We start from the raw sequence: 14667 nt of genomic DNA, 5'->3' as shown, positions 1-14667 counted from the left end.
TCGCGTTCGGCGCGCGGAACCTCAGCGCCGCCGCCAGGAACGAGATTCAGAGCCCGGGACAGTTGGGTCCCGAGTTCCATACCGGTGGAGCGCGGCGTTGCGGAATCCGGCTGGAGCCGTCAGGGTGATGCTCGTCCGCCGCTGTTCGGCGAAGGCCGTGATGTCGTCGTCGGACGCGAGGTGCCCGGCGCGGTAGCCGATCCGGCTCTCGATAGCGCCGGTCCCGGCGTCGTAGCCGTCGGTGTAGTAGAGCTCGCGGCTGAGCCGGGTGTAGGCCGGGTCGGTACCGCGGTCGGTGCCGGAGAGGTTGACGTTGGCGGTCAGCCAGCTCGACCGGGCAGCCAGCAGAATGGTGAGAATATTTGCCGACGCGTCGGCGACCCAGCTCCAGTCCCACGTCTCGGGCGTGGTCCACGCGCCACCGAACTCCCGTGACAGCGCGACACCCGGTATCCCGCGCGCCGCTGCTTCGGCCACGGCGCCGAACGTGCCGCTGACACCCAGTGTGGCCCCGAGGTTTTCGCCCGCGTTGACGCCACTGAGTGCCAGGTCGACCGGGGGCACCACCCCGGCGGTCAATGCGAAGACCACGCAGGCCGACGGGGTGGACCCGAGATGGATGGCCGGGATGCCGGCGAGTGGTTCGGCCCACGCCCACTCGAACGGAACTCCGCTGCGCCGGGACTGCCCGGCACCCGACATCGGCACGCTCGGGGCGACGATCGTCGCAGGCAGCCCGAGCATCCGGACGGCGGCCGCCAACGCCAGCAGACCCGGCGCGCGGTAGCCGTCATCGTTGGTGATCAGCAGGTGCATCGGCGGCCTCCACTCGGGCACCGGTCTCCGGAACGAACAGGTGCAGCCGATCGGCCGGGACGTGCACGGTGAGCGGGGTTCCGACCGCCGGCGCCGAGCCCGTCGCCGGCAGCGTCACGGCCCAGCGGCCGGCCTCGCCACCGCACTGCACGACCAGCGAGTCACCGGTGAACTCGACCAACTCGACGACGCCGTCGATGAGCAGACCCGGTCGGCCCGGCTGCGCGTCGTGCACGAGCAGGCCGTCGCCGGGCCGCCAGCCCAACTTCAACGTGCCCGCGATCCCGGAAATCGGGCGGGCAGGCCGCGCGGTCAGACCCGGAGCGGTGATGGCGTCACCGGCCTTGTCGAGGGTCACCTCGGCGATGTTCATCGGCGGGCTGCCCAGGAACGTCGCGACGAACAGGTCCAGCGGACGTCGGTACACCTCGGCGGGGCTGCCGACCTGCAGTATCTTGGCGTTGTTCATCACAACCAGGTGGGTGGCCATCGACAGCGCCTCGAGCTGGTCATGGGTGACCAGGACAACGGTGTTGCCGAGTTCGCGGTGCAGCCGCACCAATTCGACGCGGGCCTGCTGGCGCAGCTGAGCATCGAGTGCGGACAGCGGCTCGTCGAGCAGCAGCACCTGGGGCCGGCGCACGATCGCGCGGGCCAGGCCTACGCGCTGACGCTGACCGCCCGAGAGCTGGGCGGGGCGGCGGTGGCGCAGTTCGCTCAGGCCCAGGCTGTCGCAGGCGTGGGCGACGCGACGTTCGATCTCGGCTTTGTCGAGCCCGGCCTTGCGGTGGTGCTTGGCCTCGAGCCGCAGACCGAAGGAGATGTTGCGTTCAACGGTCATGTGGGGATAGAGCGCGAAGTCCTGGAACACCATGGAGACGCCACGGCGTCCGGGCGGTGTGCCGGTGACGTCGGCGCCCTCGATCAGCACGCGGCCCTCGTCGGGGGTGAGTAGGCCGGAGACGATGCCGAGCGCGGTCGACTTACCGCACCCGGACGGGCCGACCAGCACGGTCAGCGACCGGCCGGGAATGTGGAGTTGCTCCACGTCGAGCGCGGGGCGGTCGTCGTCGTAACGCTTGATGATCCCATCGAGCAGCACGCCGGAGGAAAGGTCGTGCTCGCCCCTCGGTGCGGGGGCTTCGGTCGTGGCGAGACTGGTCATGAGGATTACCGCACCCCTGAGTGAAGGAAGGCATCCGCGATCCGCCGCGACGCCAGGACATAGATGACGACGACCGGCAACGAGGCCAGCATCGCGGCCGCGAGCATCGGGCCGTACTGGGCGCTCTCGGGCCCGACGAACAGCGCCAGACCCGGCTGGATCGTGGTGTCCTCCGGATCGGGCATCACCAGCAGTGGCCACAGGTATTCGTTCCACGTGCTGATGAACAACAAGATCGCGACCGCGCCCAGCGCCGGACGCAGGACGCCGAGCACCACGTGCCGCAGGATCTCCCACGTCGACGCGCCCTCGAGTACCGCAGCGCCGATCAGCGACTGTGGAATCGAGCGGATGTGGTCGCGCAGCAGCAGCACCGCCAGGGCGCTGACACCGAGCTGCGGGATGATCACACCGACGGTGTGGCCCTGCCAGCCGAGCCGGGCGGTCATCAGGAACTGCGGAATGATCAGCGCCTGCGGCGGAACCAGCAGCGAGATGCCGATGACGGCCAGCACGATGCCCCGGCCGCGGGCGTTGCCGAACCGCACCAGCGCGTAGGCCGCGGGCAGCGCGACCAGCATTGTCGCCACGGTGACGCCCGCTGCCATCACGAAGGTGTTGGCCAGCAACCGGCCGATCGGGAACCGGCCCAGCGCCAGGTCGTAGTTCTCCAGGCTGGCCGGCATCGGGAGGGGATTGAGATCGAAGATCGTGTTCACCGGTTTGAACGACGTGGCCAGCGCCAGCGCCACGGGGAACAACATCAGGACAATCGCGGTGATCAGCAGCAGGTGCCGTCCCAGCGCATCACCGCGTCGCACGGAGTCTCCTCGAGATCAGGGTGTAGACGGTCAGCAGCAGCCCGAAGGCGAGGGTGATGACGATGGCCGCCGCGGAGGCGGTGCCTGCATCGAAGAACGTGAAACCGTAGGTGTAGAGCCGGTAGTACACGTTGTCGGTGGCGCCGCTCGGGCCGCCGCGGGTCAGCACCCCGATGTTGGTGAACAGCCACGGCCAGACCACCACCATCGACAGCAGGCCGAGCAGGAACAGCGGCCGCCACAGCTGGGGCAGGATGATCGATCGGGTGATCTCGCCCTCGGTGGCGTCGTCCAGGCGCGCGGCGTCGACGGTGCGGCGGTCGAGGCTGGCCAGTGCGGCACCGAAGAGCAGCGTGTTGAGCGCGATCACCTTCGGCGCGGTGACGACCACGACGGTCGGCAGCGCGGTCGCGGTATCACCGAGCCAGTTGATCGGCTCCCCACCAGCCGCCTCGACGAGCCGGTTCAGGATTCCGTGCAACGGGTCGAGGATGAACTGCCAGGACAGCGCGTTGGCCACCGGCGCGAGGACGACCGGCAGGAACAGCAGCATGCGATAGAACTCGCTCATCCGGCCCGGACGCTTCCACAGGGCGATGGCCAGCGCGCAGGGGACGACGGTCGCGAACGGGAGCACGAACAGCGCGTACTTCAGTGTGTTCCATGCCGCGTTGCCGAATTCCGGCTCGGTGAACAGGGTTTCGTAGTTCGACAGGCCGTTCCACTCGATGTCCGGCGCGACCAGGTCCCAGCTCAGGAAGCTCAGGACCACGGTGAACACGAGCGGGCCGTAGACCCAGGCGATCAGCGAGATCATGGTCGGCGAGAAGTACAGCCACGCCATGGCCGAATCCGTGCGTGGCGCGCGGCGCGCGGGCAACGTGGTCGACAGCGTCATGATCGGGCTCGCCTGTCGAGCATGTCCTGGGTCTTTGTGAGCGCCTCGGCGTAGTGCCGGGTGTGTCGCATCTCGATGATGACAGCCGGGTCGAGCGGGAAGGTGTTGACAAGGACCTCGCCCAGCGGGATCGTGCCCCAGCCCGGCGGCAGGTGCAGATCGCCCTCGCCCAGTAGTTCGAGCTCGTAGGGGTTGGCGTCGGGCTGCTGGGCCATCCGGCCGAAGTTGTCGTGCAGGTGGATGTGACCGACGACCGGGGCGACCTCGCGGACCGCGTCGAGGAAGTCGAAACGCAGGTAGCGCGCGGCCAGGAAGGCGTGACCGGTGTCCAGGCACATCGTCACGGCGGGGTGGTCGATCTCGGTGACCTGCTCGGCAACCATGTCCAGCCGCATGCCGTAGGAGCGGCGGGTGAGGATGGCCGAGGACGGCGCCCGGTTCTCGATCGCGATCGTGACGCCCTTGGCGCCGGCGTCGTCGGCCAGGATGCGCAACATCGTGCGTTCGGCCGCCATCCCGGCGTGCAGGGCGTCGCCGTCGCTGTAGAGGCTGGGCAGCACGCCCGCGTGATAGACGAGCACTTCGGCGCCGATCGCCTGGGCGATCTCGAGATCGGCCAGCAGTCCCAGCTGCTGGGCCGAGGCCGAGGTGGCGTCGAGAAGGTTGCCGGTGCGCCCGGAGGCGTGCCAGGAGCTGTGCAGGGTCAGCCGCAGCGGACAGCCGTCGAGCGCGTCGCGCAGAGCGGCGATGCGGGCGGGCTGGACCTGCCCGCCGATGACGACGCCCAAGCCGCAGCCGCCGAGTTCGGCATAGCCGAACCCGGCGACCACAGCCTCGTCGAGGAATGCGCGCATCTCGTCGAAATCGGATCGCAGGAGTTGTTTGCCCGCCCACGGGTTGATCGTCAGTCCGATCTTGTTCGCGACATCACCGCCTTCGGAGCCTGCCGGCGGCGTTTCGAGGAAAACCTGGTGTGACAACCGTCTATCTCTCTTCGATATGGGCGAACGGTGGACTTACGGAACTAGTTGAGTCCGCGGATCTTCGACGCCGCGGCCTTCAGGGTCGCCGCCGGGTCGGCGCCGCGCAGGACGATCGGCTCGACTGCCTCGTCCTGGAGGATTACGACGCCCTGGTTGGACTGCTTGCCGGGGAAGGCGGTGTAGGGAACCAGGTCGGCCATCTGCTCGACGGCGGAGCCGAGGCGCGGGTCGGCCGAGGAGGCGGCCGCGGTGCGCAGCGGCAGGTAGCCCATCTGCGAGGCGATCAGCTTGAAGCTGTCGTCATTGGTCAGGTACTGCACGAACTTCCACGAAGCCTTCGCCTTGGCGGCGTCCTTGGCCACGATCGTCAGGCCGGAGCCGGAGAAGGTGGGTCGGGCCGGCAGGTTGTCGAAGCCGGGCAGCGGTGCCACCTGCAGGGTGAACTTGCCCTTGGCGGCCTGGTCGAGGGTGAGCAGGCCCCCACCGGTGGTGACCAGCATGCCGAGCTTGCCTGCGCTGAAAGCGCTCTGCGCCGAGGCAAAGTCGACCGCGGGCTGGACGCCGGACTTGGTCAAGTCCTGGAGGGCGGACAGCGCGGTGATCACCGGTGCGGAGTCCACGGTGACCTCACCACTGCCCGAGACCAGGGCGCCACCGGCGCTGTTGACCAGCGACTGGGTCAGGTAGTCGGACTTGCCGGGGTCGACGGCCGAGACGTACACGCCCTGGGCCTCGGTCTTGTCCTTGATCGCCCGCGCGGCCTGCGCGAGTTGGGCCATCGTCTTGGGTGGCTGCGCCGGGTCAAGGCCCGCGGCCTTGAACAGGTCGGCGTTGTAGAAGATGACCGGGGTGGCCATCATGAACGGCATCGCGACAGGCTTCTTGGAGCCTGCGGTCGGGGTGGCTTCGAGCACCGACGGCACGTACCCGGCCATGTGCTTGTTCCACTCGTCGGCACCGGCGATGTCCTCGAGGGACCGCAGCGGCAAAGTCTGCGAGGCCTGCGCGACCTTGCTCCAGCCGATCTGTGCGACGTCCGGCGGATCGCCCGCTACGACGCCTGCCTGCAGCTTGGTCAGCGCGTCGGACGTCGGGACCGACTGCGGCTTCACCGTGATCTTCGGGTTGGCCGCCTGGAAGTTGTCGATCAGCTTCGCGATGCCGTCGCCCAGCGGGTTGGCCTGACCGTAGGTGTAGGACAAGAAGGTGATGGTCACCGGGTCGTCGGACTCCGGCGCCGGAGTCGAGTTGTTCTGGCCGCAGGCGGCAAGCAACGTGGTGACCGCGACGAGCACGATCCCCCATCCGGCCTTTCGGTCGGGGCGGTGCGAATTCATAGCAAGCTTTCTTCGTGAGGATGGGGCAGATGAATCGGGCAGCAGTTCCGAACAAAGTCTTCATCAGCCGGTTGTGTGCGGCAATGCGAAAACAGTTATTGATCCATTTCGGAAAGAGATGGATCCGAGGAGTTTGCCGAAGGCTCTTCGATCGAAACTTCGAATGCTGACATCGGCAATCGACCGCGGTCCCGATACCGGCGCCAAGAATTCCATCTACGATCACCTGCCGGCCACAACCCGGTTCCGTCCCGATGTGCGGGTTGGGTTTGAATGGCTATTTCGGACGAGTCACGTACCTAGCACGCGAGGCGCGCAATATGGAGATACGGCATATCGAGGCATTTCTCGCTATCGCTGACGAGCTGCATTTCGGGAAGGCGGCCGCGCGGCTCCATCTCACGCAACCGTCGCTGAGCCAGCAGCTCAAGCGCCTGGAACGACAGCTGGGCGTCGAGCTGGTCTCGCGGACGTCGCGAGTCGTCCAGCTGACCCCGGCCGGAGAGGCGTTCCGCGCCGACGCCCGACGGATCCTCGGCGAGGTAGACCTCGCGACGAGTACCGTCCGGGATATCGCGGCGGGCCGCATCGGCAAGATCAGCATCGGATTCAACGGCCGGGCGGGCCAGCTGGTGATGCCGGGTTCACTGGCCCGACTGCACACCAACTACCCCAACGTCACCACCAAGCTCAGTTCCGGCCGGTCCGGGCCCCAGCTGGCCGCCCTCGCCAGGGGCGAGCTCGATGTCGGCCTGCTCTTCGGCAACGCGTCCAACGGCGGAACACTCGGGACGAAGTGCCTGCGCAAAGTTCGGATCGGTGCGCTGGTCGGGCACGGACACGCTTGGGTCGACCGGTCCTCGATCGCGGTGCGCGAACTGGCCGAGATGCCGTGCGTGATGTTCGATCGTGAAGCGAGCCCGGCAATGTACGACGCCATCATGGCCGCGTCCGAACGCTCCGGCGCCTTCCCGAAGGTGGTCGAGCGCCGAAATGACTCGGTGGCCACCGAGATCGTCGTCGCGGCGCGCCGGTACGTGGGGTTCGCCTCGTTCCTCAGCCTCGACGAGGTACGTCCGATGGGACTCAAGGTGATCCCGTTGGTCGATCCGGAGCCGGTGGTCGAGCTCCAGGTCGCATGGCGGGCCGACAGCACCAACAGGGCTGTCCAAGTGTTCCTGGACAGCCTCGACGCCGCCCCGTTGAGTCTGCGGTCGACGGGCACCAGGAAGATCGCCGGCATCGACTGACTACTTGCGCACGCTCTCCACGGGCACCGCGAACAGCATGCTCGGTCGGCTGATCTCGACCCTGCCATCGAATTCGGCGGCGGCCTCGTCACGCCGAGCCTGCTGCCAGTCCTCCAGCGGCGACCCGAAATGCGTCAGCACCACCGACCGCGCACCCGCGGCCGCCGCCGCCCGGCCCACCTCAATCGCGCACAGATGGCCGTGCTCGGTGGTGTCGGGTTCGGAGAGTGTGGACTCGGACAGGAAGAGGTCGACACCGGCGGCAAGGGTGACCAGGTTGTCGGTCCACCCGGTGTCACCGGTGAACGCGAGACTGCCCGTCGGGCTTTCGATCCGGACACCGCAGCAGGGTTCGGAATGCGCCATCGGCACGAACTCGAGCGTGCAATCGGCCAGTGTGTATCGCGAGCCCGCCTCGTATTCGACGACCTCGTAGGCCAGGTCGAAAGCCCGGTCCAGGTCCGGCGTCGACCGCACCGGGAACAGCGCCGCGAGCCGATCCAACCGTTCCCGCGCCCCCGCCGGAACGAACAGCTTGATCCGGCGATCCGGTGCGCCATCCGCCTTGCGCATCGCCTGCTTGCCGACCGGGAGCACGTCATAGACGTGATCCAGGTGCAGATGACTGATCACCACCGCCTCGAGAAAACTCGGGTGCAGATAGTTGCCGAGCGCCACGGCGATCCCGGGCCCGCAGTCGAGCAGAATCTTGGACTGTCCGGTTTCGACCAGATACCCCGAACTGGCGGCGCCGTCGGCGGGCATACCGGCTCTGTTCCCGACGATTGTCAGCTGCATTCGGCGTCCCTTTCTGCACGGAAATCTTCGAGCGCAACGCTATCGACGCGTCCTGGAGCTAGTCGATACGCGTCGAAGATTCCGATGTATCCATTGCAATCGCTGATCGAATCCGCGCCGACCAGTCCCCTCACCTGCGAAAACAAGATTCTCAGGGTGTCGGGCAAGGAGCGGTCGAAAGAGGCCGAGTTCGAGATCACGTACGGTCGGTCAACGGCTGAACTACTCGATGATGAAGTGTGCGGAGGGGTTTCGATGACAATGGGTGAGGCGGCAGTCGGTCGTGAATTGCCGCTGCGCGGCCTGGTGAACGCTCGGGATCTGGGTGGGCTGCGCACTGATGATGGACGGCAGGTGCGGCACCGCCGAGTGCTGCGCTCGGACCGGCTGACCGCCCTGGAACCCGCCGATGTGACATACCTGCTCGACGACTACGGTCTGCACACCGTCATCGACCTGCGCGGCTCGACCGAGATCGAGACCGACGGCAAGGGCGCCCTTCCTGACGCCGTCTCGCTCTACCGCAACACCCACGTCTACGGAGCGAGCCGAGCGCGGCTCGACCTCACCGAAGTGTCACCTGACGGCAGCATGTTCGACCGGTATCGCGAATACCTCGAGCACAGCCCGCAGAGCATCGCCGCCGCGCTCGATCTACTGGCCGATGATGGGCACCTGCCCGCGCTGATCCATTGCGCCGCGGGCAAAGACCGGACCGGTGTGGTGATCGCGCTGTTGTTGGCGATCGTCGGGGTGCGTGATGAGGACATCATCGCCGACTATGCCGCCACTACGGCCAACATCCCGGCAATCCGGGCTCGTAGCCGCCGGGCCCCTACGGCCCACTCGACCGACACCGATCGCTTGCCCACCTGGGTCTACAGCGCCGACGCCGACACCATGCGCCGGTTCCTTGCCCACCTCGCTACCGAGCGCGGCGGTGCCCTGGCGTGGGCTACCGACGCAGGTCTCGGCAGGTCGGCTCAGCAACAACTCGCAGCGAATCTCCTCGAACCGGTACCCGCCCAGTCGTAGAACGAACCGTTCGACCCTCGAACTCACAGCGCCAGAACGCTTGGCAACATCAGCGAGGGGGCGCGTCCGGCAGAATCGGGAGTCCCGGACAGGCTGCTGTGTAGTTGATGTTCGGGGAGACCTACGCGCGCCATTGCTGGTGGCTGATGTTGTGGGTGAGCTCGACTGCTCCTGATGGCGCGGCTCGTCGACCCAACCGGGACACCTGGGAGCGAATCGGCGCGGGACTTGACACAGCGCCGGTCACGATTTTGACTGACGTGGAAGCTGATGTTCACCTCGTCCGACAGTGCTCTGAGAGGTCGACTATGCGCAACATGTGGTTAGCGGGCCCGGGGCGTCGGCGCGGATCAGCCCGCCACGGGACCGTCTCGGTACTGGCACTGATCGGTGCGTGTCTGTTGTCCTTGGCAGCCACCCAGACGACTTCTGCGCAACCCGTGGCCGACACCGCGGACACCGGGTTCACGATCCCCTTCGCCGGTGCGCCCGCCTACGAACACCTGGCACCGACGCAGATGACGAGTCCGGATCAGCTCAACCAGCCGCTCGGTCAGGAACTGGCCGACGCGATCGCCGGTCAGGTGGGCCTGAGCCGAGCTGACGCCCTGACCGAGCAGCAGTATCACGATCTCAGCACCGGTGGCGGCGTCGGCGGAAGCCGCGAGGCGGCGGAGGTGATCGTCGCCTGCGTCGAGATCCTCACCAATACGGTCGGCCGCCCCCTCTATTCCGAGGTCGACGGGCAGAGCACGCCTTCAGTGCTGGCCAGCTACGGGCTGTACGTGAACCCCGGTGGGCTACTGCAGAGCCCGGCCAACGCGGATGCGCCGACCAGACAGGTGAACACCTTGATCGCGCCCGGCGGTTATGTCGGTAACTGGTTGCGGGACAACGATGCGGTTCGAAGCCTGATCGCACTCTATCGGTCGGCCTACACGGTGCAAGCCGCGTATGGCTTTGCCGCACAACAGATTTCGGGTACCGCCCAGCTGGTCACCAACACCAAGGCGGGCGTGAGCTCCGAGGTCGGCATGTCGATGGCTCCGCCGCTGTGGATCGTGAACTTCGCCCTGATCTACATCCTCAACCCGGCCCTGGCGGCCGAGATGCCTGCTTACTGGGCTCCGATACCCCCGCCGATCGCCGACGCCATCAAAGCGAGCCCCAACGGCCAGGTGCCCTTCAGCGACTACGCTGCCTACTTCGGGTGACAGGCGCGGCCTCGGTGCCCACATAGACGCCGGATGTCGCAGTCGCGCGGTGCTCGCGCGACTGCGACATCCAGGTGCCCTATCCGGCCCGTGCCGCGTCGCGGGCGAGGATGCGCGCGCGTTGTTCTTCGAAGCGGACGACGTCGCGAGTGAGTTTCTCGAGGTACTCGGTGAGTTCTTCGCGGCTGCGCTCGCCGCGTGCGGTGAGATCGGTGCGCTGGAAGACGTTCCAGATCCGCAGGACCGGCAACACGACGTCGTCCAGGTGCTGACGCAGGTCGTAGATTCCGTGCTTGACCATCAACACGCCGTTGCGGCGCCAGTTCGGCATGCCGGTACCCGGCATGGCGAACGTCTTCACGATCTTGGTCACCGACTCCATCGTCTGGTCGGGAGCCACGTCGAAGGCGGCGCCGGTGACGTTGCGATAGAACATCATATGGAGATTCTCGTCGGCCGCGATGCGCTGCAGCATCCGTCCGGCGACCGGATCGTCGCAGACTCGCGCTGTGCTGCGATGGCTGACCCTGGTAGCCAACTCCTGGAATGTCACGTACGCGACCTGATCGAGCACCCCACCGAAGCCCTCCGGCGTGTGGACACCGCGGGTCAAATGCACCATACGGTCGTTCTCCAAGGCGACGGGATCGACGGCGCGGGTACAGACGAGGTAGTCACGCATGGCGATAGCGTGGCGGTTCTCCTCGGCGGTCCAGCGGCCGACCCAGGTACCCCACGCACCGTCGCAAGAGAAGTTCTCAGCGATCACGCGGTGGTAGGAAGGCAAGTTGTCCTCGGTCAGCAGGTTCGTGATCATCGCGACTTTGGCGACCTCGGAGAGTTGTGACTGCTCAGGATCCCAATCTTCGCCACCCATCGCGGCGAAGTTGCGGCCCTCGTCCCAGGGAACGTAGTCGTGCGGACACCAGTCCTTGGCCGTGGCCACGTGCCGGTCGATATTGACCGCCACCACCGGCTCCAGCTCGGTCAGTAGTTCGAGTTGTGTCAAATCCTTTGCCATGCAGCGCCTTTCGAATCGGTGGTAATTGCCACGGAAAAATGGTGCTGTTCACGCATATCTGACTGTGCGGCCACGCCGCACCCACACCTTAGGCGGTGGTGAAACCGGTGGGCCTGATGGGGACTCTTACCGGAATCGCCATCTACGACAAGCCGATAACGGTGCCGTCCAGATCCGCGTCCGCACCCGAACCACTTGTCAGTGTCGTGGCGTGCCCGCTCACTACCAAGCCGATCCCGACCAGCAGCACAGGGACGGCGGCGGCGAGGAAGGCCCAGCGGACACCGGCTGCGGCGAGGAAACCGAAGGCTGCCAGCGACAGTGGCGAGAGGACCGCCCTGGGTAGGTCGATCAGGCTGTTCACTCGGCCGAGCATCGTCTCCGGGGCGGTGGTCTGCACGAAGGTCGGCAGTGCGACGTCGGTCGAGTAGGCGACACCGAAACCCAGCAGGGCGAGCAGCACGACCGCGATCAGGTAGTGCGGGACGAACCCGAGCACCGCGAACGAACAGCCCTCGGCGATCGTCATGGCGACGATGAGCACGCCCCACCGCCGCGGGAGGCCGAACGCCGCGGCGGACAAGGCGCCGGCCAGCTGGCCAAGCCCCCACGCGGACAGCATGGCGCCGAGCACGACGGAGCTGTTGGCGAAGTCCTGCGACAGCGTGGGCAGACCGACGCCGAACAATCCGCTGTAACTCAGCGTCGCGGCGCCGACCAGCAGCAGGATGATGCGGACCTCCACGCTGCGGCGGGCGTAGGCGAACCCGGAGGTTATCTCCCGCAGCACCGCCTTCGCGGAGAGCTGCTCGACCGATTCGGCCTGGCGGCGCGGCGCGGCCAGGACGGTCAACGCGCCGACCAGGAAGGTCAACGCGTTGAACGCGATCGCGATCGGCGCGCCGGCCAGCGCCATGAGCAGACCACCGAGCATCGGACCCGCCAGTCTGGCAGCCTGTTCACCGGCTCCGAGTAGCGCGTTCGCTCTCGGCAGGTCCTGCCTGCTCACCAGGCTGGGCAGGATGCTGGCGCCGGCCGGATGGAAGAACGCCTCGGCGGTCCCGATCACGATGCCGATCACGAGCAGGTGCCACAGGGTCACGGCGTCGGCGGCTGCCAGGACTGCCAGCACGGCCAGCACTGCGCCACGCACGAGGTGGCTGATCAGCATGATGGTGCGTGGCGAGAACCGGTCGGTGATCGCGCCGCCGATCAGCAGCAGTGCCCCGTGCGGGACGGTGACGGCGAGCATCACCACACCCAGCGCCGCGGGAGACCCGGTCACCGAGAGCACCAGCAACGCGAGCACGACCTCGTAACTGGCGTCACCGACCATCGAGACGGTCTCCCCGCCCCACACCCACCGAAACGCCTTGCTCCGCAACGGACCCCGAGCCGCCATCACGATCTTCTCGCGTTCGCCACGCACCCGGCTTCGATCCCTGCGCCAGCTTGGACGGCGCTGTCGCGCAGGCGATCTCGATAAAATCGACAGACCTGTCGGGCGGCCTCACGGAATGGCATACGACGGGCGTAAGACATCACGTGATCATCGCCGCAACCCGTCGGTACCGCCAGATCATTTCCGTCGACCGCAGTGGCGAAGGAACCTTGCCGGTGTGAGATCTTCGCGCTCAGCGCCGTCGTCTTGATCGGCGCACGGCTGATCGCCACATGACCATGAATTCGACTGGTTCCGTGCGGTCAGTAGACGGTGATGCGCAACGCGCGCATCTTCGCGTAGAGCGTGGTTCGCGAAATACCGAGTGCCTGCGCTGTTTTGACCTTGTTGCCCTCGAATCTGCGGAGTGCATCGACGATGACATCTCGTTCTGCGCGGTCGATGGGCATCAGTTGCCGGATCGGCTGCTGCGTGCGGTAGGCCTCGGGGAGGTCGGTGAGGACGACCGCGCCGGTGCGCCGGTGCCGGATGACCTCGGTGACGACCGCGCGCAGTTCGCGGAGGTTTCCGGGCCAGTTGTGCGCGGACAGCGCCGAGAGCGCGCCCGGCGTGAAGTACAGCGAGCTGTCCGCGCCCGCTTCGCGCACCATCGCCGCGACCAGGGCCGGAATCTCGCCGCGGCGGTTGCTCAGCGGGCCGAGTTCGATGCGGTCGGCGCATTCCGCGGCGAGCGCGGCGGCGCGGCCGGTGAGGGTTTCCACGGCTCCGGTGACCAGCACGACGCGTGGCACCTGCCGGTCTGCGACATGGGTGGCGACGAGATCGATCAGATCGTCGGGCAACAGGTCCAGTCCGTCGATGCAGACGGTTCCCTGCCTGGCGCGGATCAGTGCGGCGAAGTCGCGGGCGAACACGTCGCTGCCGTCGAGCAGGGCGTTGGCGGCGGTCAGGACGGTGACCGGTTGCTCGGTGGCGTGTTCGCGCGCGGCGCGCGAACGCCCGGAACCCGGTGGACCGGCGACCAGCAGCGGATCGCCGGGCTCTAGTGCTCGACGGGAGTAGGCGATGCTCGCCCGCTCCAGCGGTTCGACGTTGAGCAAGGTTCCCCCGGCCGGGCCGCCGACGCGGGTCGCTTCGACACGCACGGCCAGCCCGGACTCCAGCGTCAGATCGAAGACCGAGCTGCGGCGCACATCCGGTGCCATCATCCGCAGCAACGCGAAGTCGGTGGCGCCGAGCAGATCGGCGGCAGCCTGGTTGGACATGAGCAGGTCACGCCCGATGGCCAGTACCGCGCGGCGACGTGTGCCCGCGGCCTGGAACGCGGCGAGCAGTTCCTTGTCCGAGATGCGGGAACCGTCGAGCAGACGCTGCTCGATGTCGGCGACCGCGCGGGCGACCAGCGGCGGCAGCAGCGGGCTGGCTTCCTGGACAACCGCCGACAGGTCGAGCACACCCTCGATGCGCCGGGTGGTGGGGTGAAAGATGGGGTGTCCGTAGCAGCTCATGCGCCGCAGCGGAACGGCGAAGTGCTCGTCGCCGTTGACAGCGATGCTGGTGCGGGTTTCCAGAGCAACGCCCGGCGCGGTGGTGCCGACCGCCTCTTCGAGCAGGGAGGCGCCCACGTCGACGCCGAGATCGTCGAAAACCTTGCGGGCGCTGCGGTTTCCGCACCATTGATGCGCGACGCGGCCTTCCCGGTCGACGACGATGGTGGTGAAGTTGGTGCCCTCCAGCCGATGGTTGAGGTCGTCGAGCACGACGGCGGCCGCGGCCATGAGCGGACTGGCTTCGTCGATATCGACGTAGCTGATCGTGTCCAGCGCCGAGCCCGGCTCCAGTCCGGCCATCGTCGCCCGATGCCAGGACGCGGCGATCGGTTCCCGCTTGGCCACCACTCCACTCGCCTCGGATTGCATGCCCCAAC

Annotated in this window: 13 protein-coding genes; 3 read left to right on the top strand and 10 right to left on the bottom strand. The window is 67.2% G+C overall.

Going from position 1 to position 14667, the window contains the following annotated elements; all coding sequences use genetic code 11:
• Positions 1–21: 21 nt before the first annotated feature.
• The 6 genes from ACWF9G_RS09645 to ACWF9G_RS09620 are packed head-to-tail and all read right to left on the bottom strand — an operon-like array spanning position 22 to position 6020.
• A complete protein-coding gene (locus tag ACWF9G_RS09645) occupies positions 22–816 on the bottom strand; it encodes a 5'/3'-nucleotidase SurE (RefSeq protein WP_379308996.1) in 795 nt (264 codons plus the stop codon).
• Positions 791–1981: an ABC transporter ATP-binding protein gene (locus ACWF9G_RS09640; RefSeq protein WP_452514734.1), complete on the bottom strand. Its 1191-nt coding sequence runs from the start codon at positions 1979–1981 to the stop codon at positions 791–793. The genes ACWF9G_RS09645 and ACWF9G_RS09640 overlap by 26 nt, the downstream gene beginning before the upstream one ends.
• Positions 1982–1986: 5 nt before the next feature.
• Positions 1987–2802, bottom strand: coding sequence for a carbohydrate ABC transporter permease (locus ACWF9G_RS09635; protein WP_452514733.1), 816 nt, complete (start codon positions 2800–2802; stop codon positions 1987–1989).
• On the bottom strand, positions 2789–3700 hold the full coding sequence (locus tag ACWF9G_RS09630) for a carbohydrate ABC transporter permease (RefSeq protein ID WP_379308993.1): 912 nt from the start codon (positions 3698–3700) through the stop codon (positions 2789–2791). The genes ACWF9G_RS09635 and ACWF9G_RS09630 overlap by 14 nt, the downstream gene beginning before the upstream one ends.
• Positions 3697–4680, bottom strand: coding sequence for a sugar phosphate isomerase/epimerase family protein (locus tag ACWF9G_RS09625; RefSeq protein ID WP_379308992.1), 984 nt, complete (start codon positions 4678–4680; stop codon positions 3697–3699). Before ACWF9G_RS09625 ends, ACWF9G_RS09630 begins: the two co-directional genes overlap by 4 nt.
• 44 nt (positions 4681–4724) lie before the next feature.
• Positions 4725–6020, bottom strand: a complete 1296-nt coding sequence (locus ACWF9G_RS09620) for an ABC transporter substrate-binding protein (protein WP_379308991.1) — start codon at positions 6018–6020, stop codon at positions 4725–4727.
• A gap of 320 nt (positions 6021–6340) precedes the next feature.
• Between ACWF9G_RS09620 and ACWF9G_RS09615 the strand changes: the two genes are divergently transcribed.
• Positions 6341–7270 carry a LysR family transcriptional regulator gene (locus ACWF9G_RS09615; protein WP_379311466.1) on the top strand — a complete coding sequence of 310 codons (930 nt, stop codon included), beginning with the start codon at positions 6341–6343 and terminating at the stop codon, positions 7268–7270.
• Here the strand turns inward: ACWF9G_RS09615 and ACWF9G_RS09610 are convergent, their stop codons facing one another.
• Positions 7271–8068: an MBL fold metallo-hydrolase gene (locus ACWF9G_RS09610; protein ID WP_379311467.1), complete on the bottom strand. Its 798-nt coding sequence runs from the start codon at positions 8066–8068 to the stop codon at positions 7271–7273.
• Positions 8069–8323: 255 nt separating this feature from the next.
• Between ACWF9G_RS09610 and ACWF9G_RS09605 the strand changes: the two genes are divergently transcribed.
• Positions 8324–9103, top strand: a complete 780-nt coding sequence (locus tag ACWF9G_RS09605) for a tyrosine-protein phosphatase (protein ID WP_379311468.1) — start codon at positions 8324–8326, stop codon at positions 9101–9103.
• A gap of 308 nt (positions 9104–9411) precedes the next feature.
• The gene (locus ACWF9G_RS09600) at positions 9412–10317 is read left to right on the top strand and encodes a hypothetical protein (protein WP_452514754.1); all 906 of its coding nucleotides are present in this window, start codon (positions 9412–9414) and stop codon (positions 10315–10317) included.
• 79 nt (positions 10318–10396) lie between these two features.
• On the opposite strand, the gene ACWF9G_RS09595 is transcribed toward ACWF9G_RS09600, so the two are convergent.
• The 3 genes from ACWF9G_RS09595 to ACWF9G_RS09585 all read right to left on the bottom strand — a co-directional run bounded on the left by ACWF9G_RS09595 (position 10397) and on the right by ACWF9G_RS09585 (position 14659).
• Complete coding sequence (locus tag ACWF9G_RS09595) at positions 10397–11338, bottom strand: acyl-ACP desaturase (RefSeq protein ID WP_379311180.1); 942 nt, start codon at positions 11336–11338, stop codon at positions 10397–10399.
• Between the two features lie 142 nt (positions 11339–11480).
• Positions 11481–12827: an MFS transporter gene (locus tag ACWF9G_RS09590; RefSeq protein WP_452514753.1), complete on the bottom strand. Its 1347-nt coding sequence runs from the start codon at positions 12825–12827 to the stop codon at positions 11481–11483.
• A 215-nt stretch (positions 12828–13042) separates the two neighbouring features.
• The gene (locus ACWF9G_RS09585; RefSeq protein ID WP_452514732.1) at positions 13043–14659 is read right to left on the bottom strand and encodes a sigma-54-dependent Fis family transcriptional regulator; all 1617 of its coding nucleotides are present in this window, start codon (positions 14657–14659) and stop codon (positions 13043–13045) included.
• Positions 14660–14667 lie beyond the last annotated feature (8 nt).

The sequence above is a fragment of the Nocardia sp. NPDC055029 genome (genome assembly GCF_053608525.1).
Note: the sequence above shows the minus strand (reverse complement) of the source record. Positions and strands in the feature narration are given on the sequence as shown.

Bases quoted from the DNA above. Each gene is read 5' to 3' on its own strand.
- ACWF9G_RS09615 (WP_379311466.1), top strand. From the start codon at position 6,341: ATGGAGATACGGCATATCGAGGCATTTCTCGCTATCGCTGACGAGCTG.
- ACWF9G_RS09620 (WP_379308991.1), bottom strand. From the start codon at position 6,020: ATGAATTCGCACCGCCCCGACCGAAAGGCCGGATGGGGGATCGTGCTC.
- ACWF9G_RS09645 (WP_379308996.1), bottom strand. From the start codon at position 816: ATGCACCTGCTGATCACCAACGATGACGGCTACCGCGCGCCGGGTCTG.
- ACWF9G_RS09595 (WP_379311180.1), bottom strand. From the start codon at position 11,338: ATGGCAAAGGATTTGACACAACTCGAACTACTGACCGAGCTGGAGCCG.
- ACWF9G_RS09610 (WP_379311467.1), bottom strand. From the start codon at position 8,068: ATGCAGCTGACAATCGTCGGGAACAGAGCCGGTATGCCCGCCGACGGC.
- ACWF9G_RS09600 (WP_452514754.1), top strand. From the start codon at position 9,412: ATGCGCAACATGTGGTTAGCGGGCCCGGGGCGTCGGCGCGGATCAGCC.
- ACWF9G_RS09605 (WP_379311468.1), top strand. From the start codon at position 8,324: ATGACAATGGGTGAGGCGGCAGTCGGTCGTGAATTGCCGCTGCGCGGC.
- ACWF9G_RS09630 (WP_379308993.1), bottom strand. From the start codon at position 3,700: ATGACGCTGTCGACCACGTTGCCCGCGCGCCGCGCGCCACGCACGGAT.
- ACWF9G_RS09640 (WP_452514734.1), bottom strand. From the start codon at position 1,981: ATGACCAGTCTCGCCACGACCGAAGCCCCCGCACCGAGGGGCGAGCAC.
- ACWF9G_RS09585 (WP_452514732.1), bottom strand. From the start codon at position 14,659: ATGCAATCCGAGGCGAGTGGAGTGGTGGCCAAGCGGGAACCGATCGCC.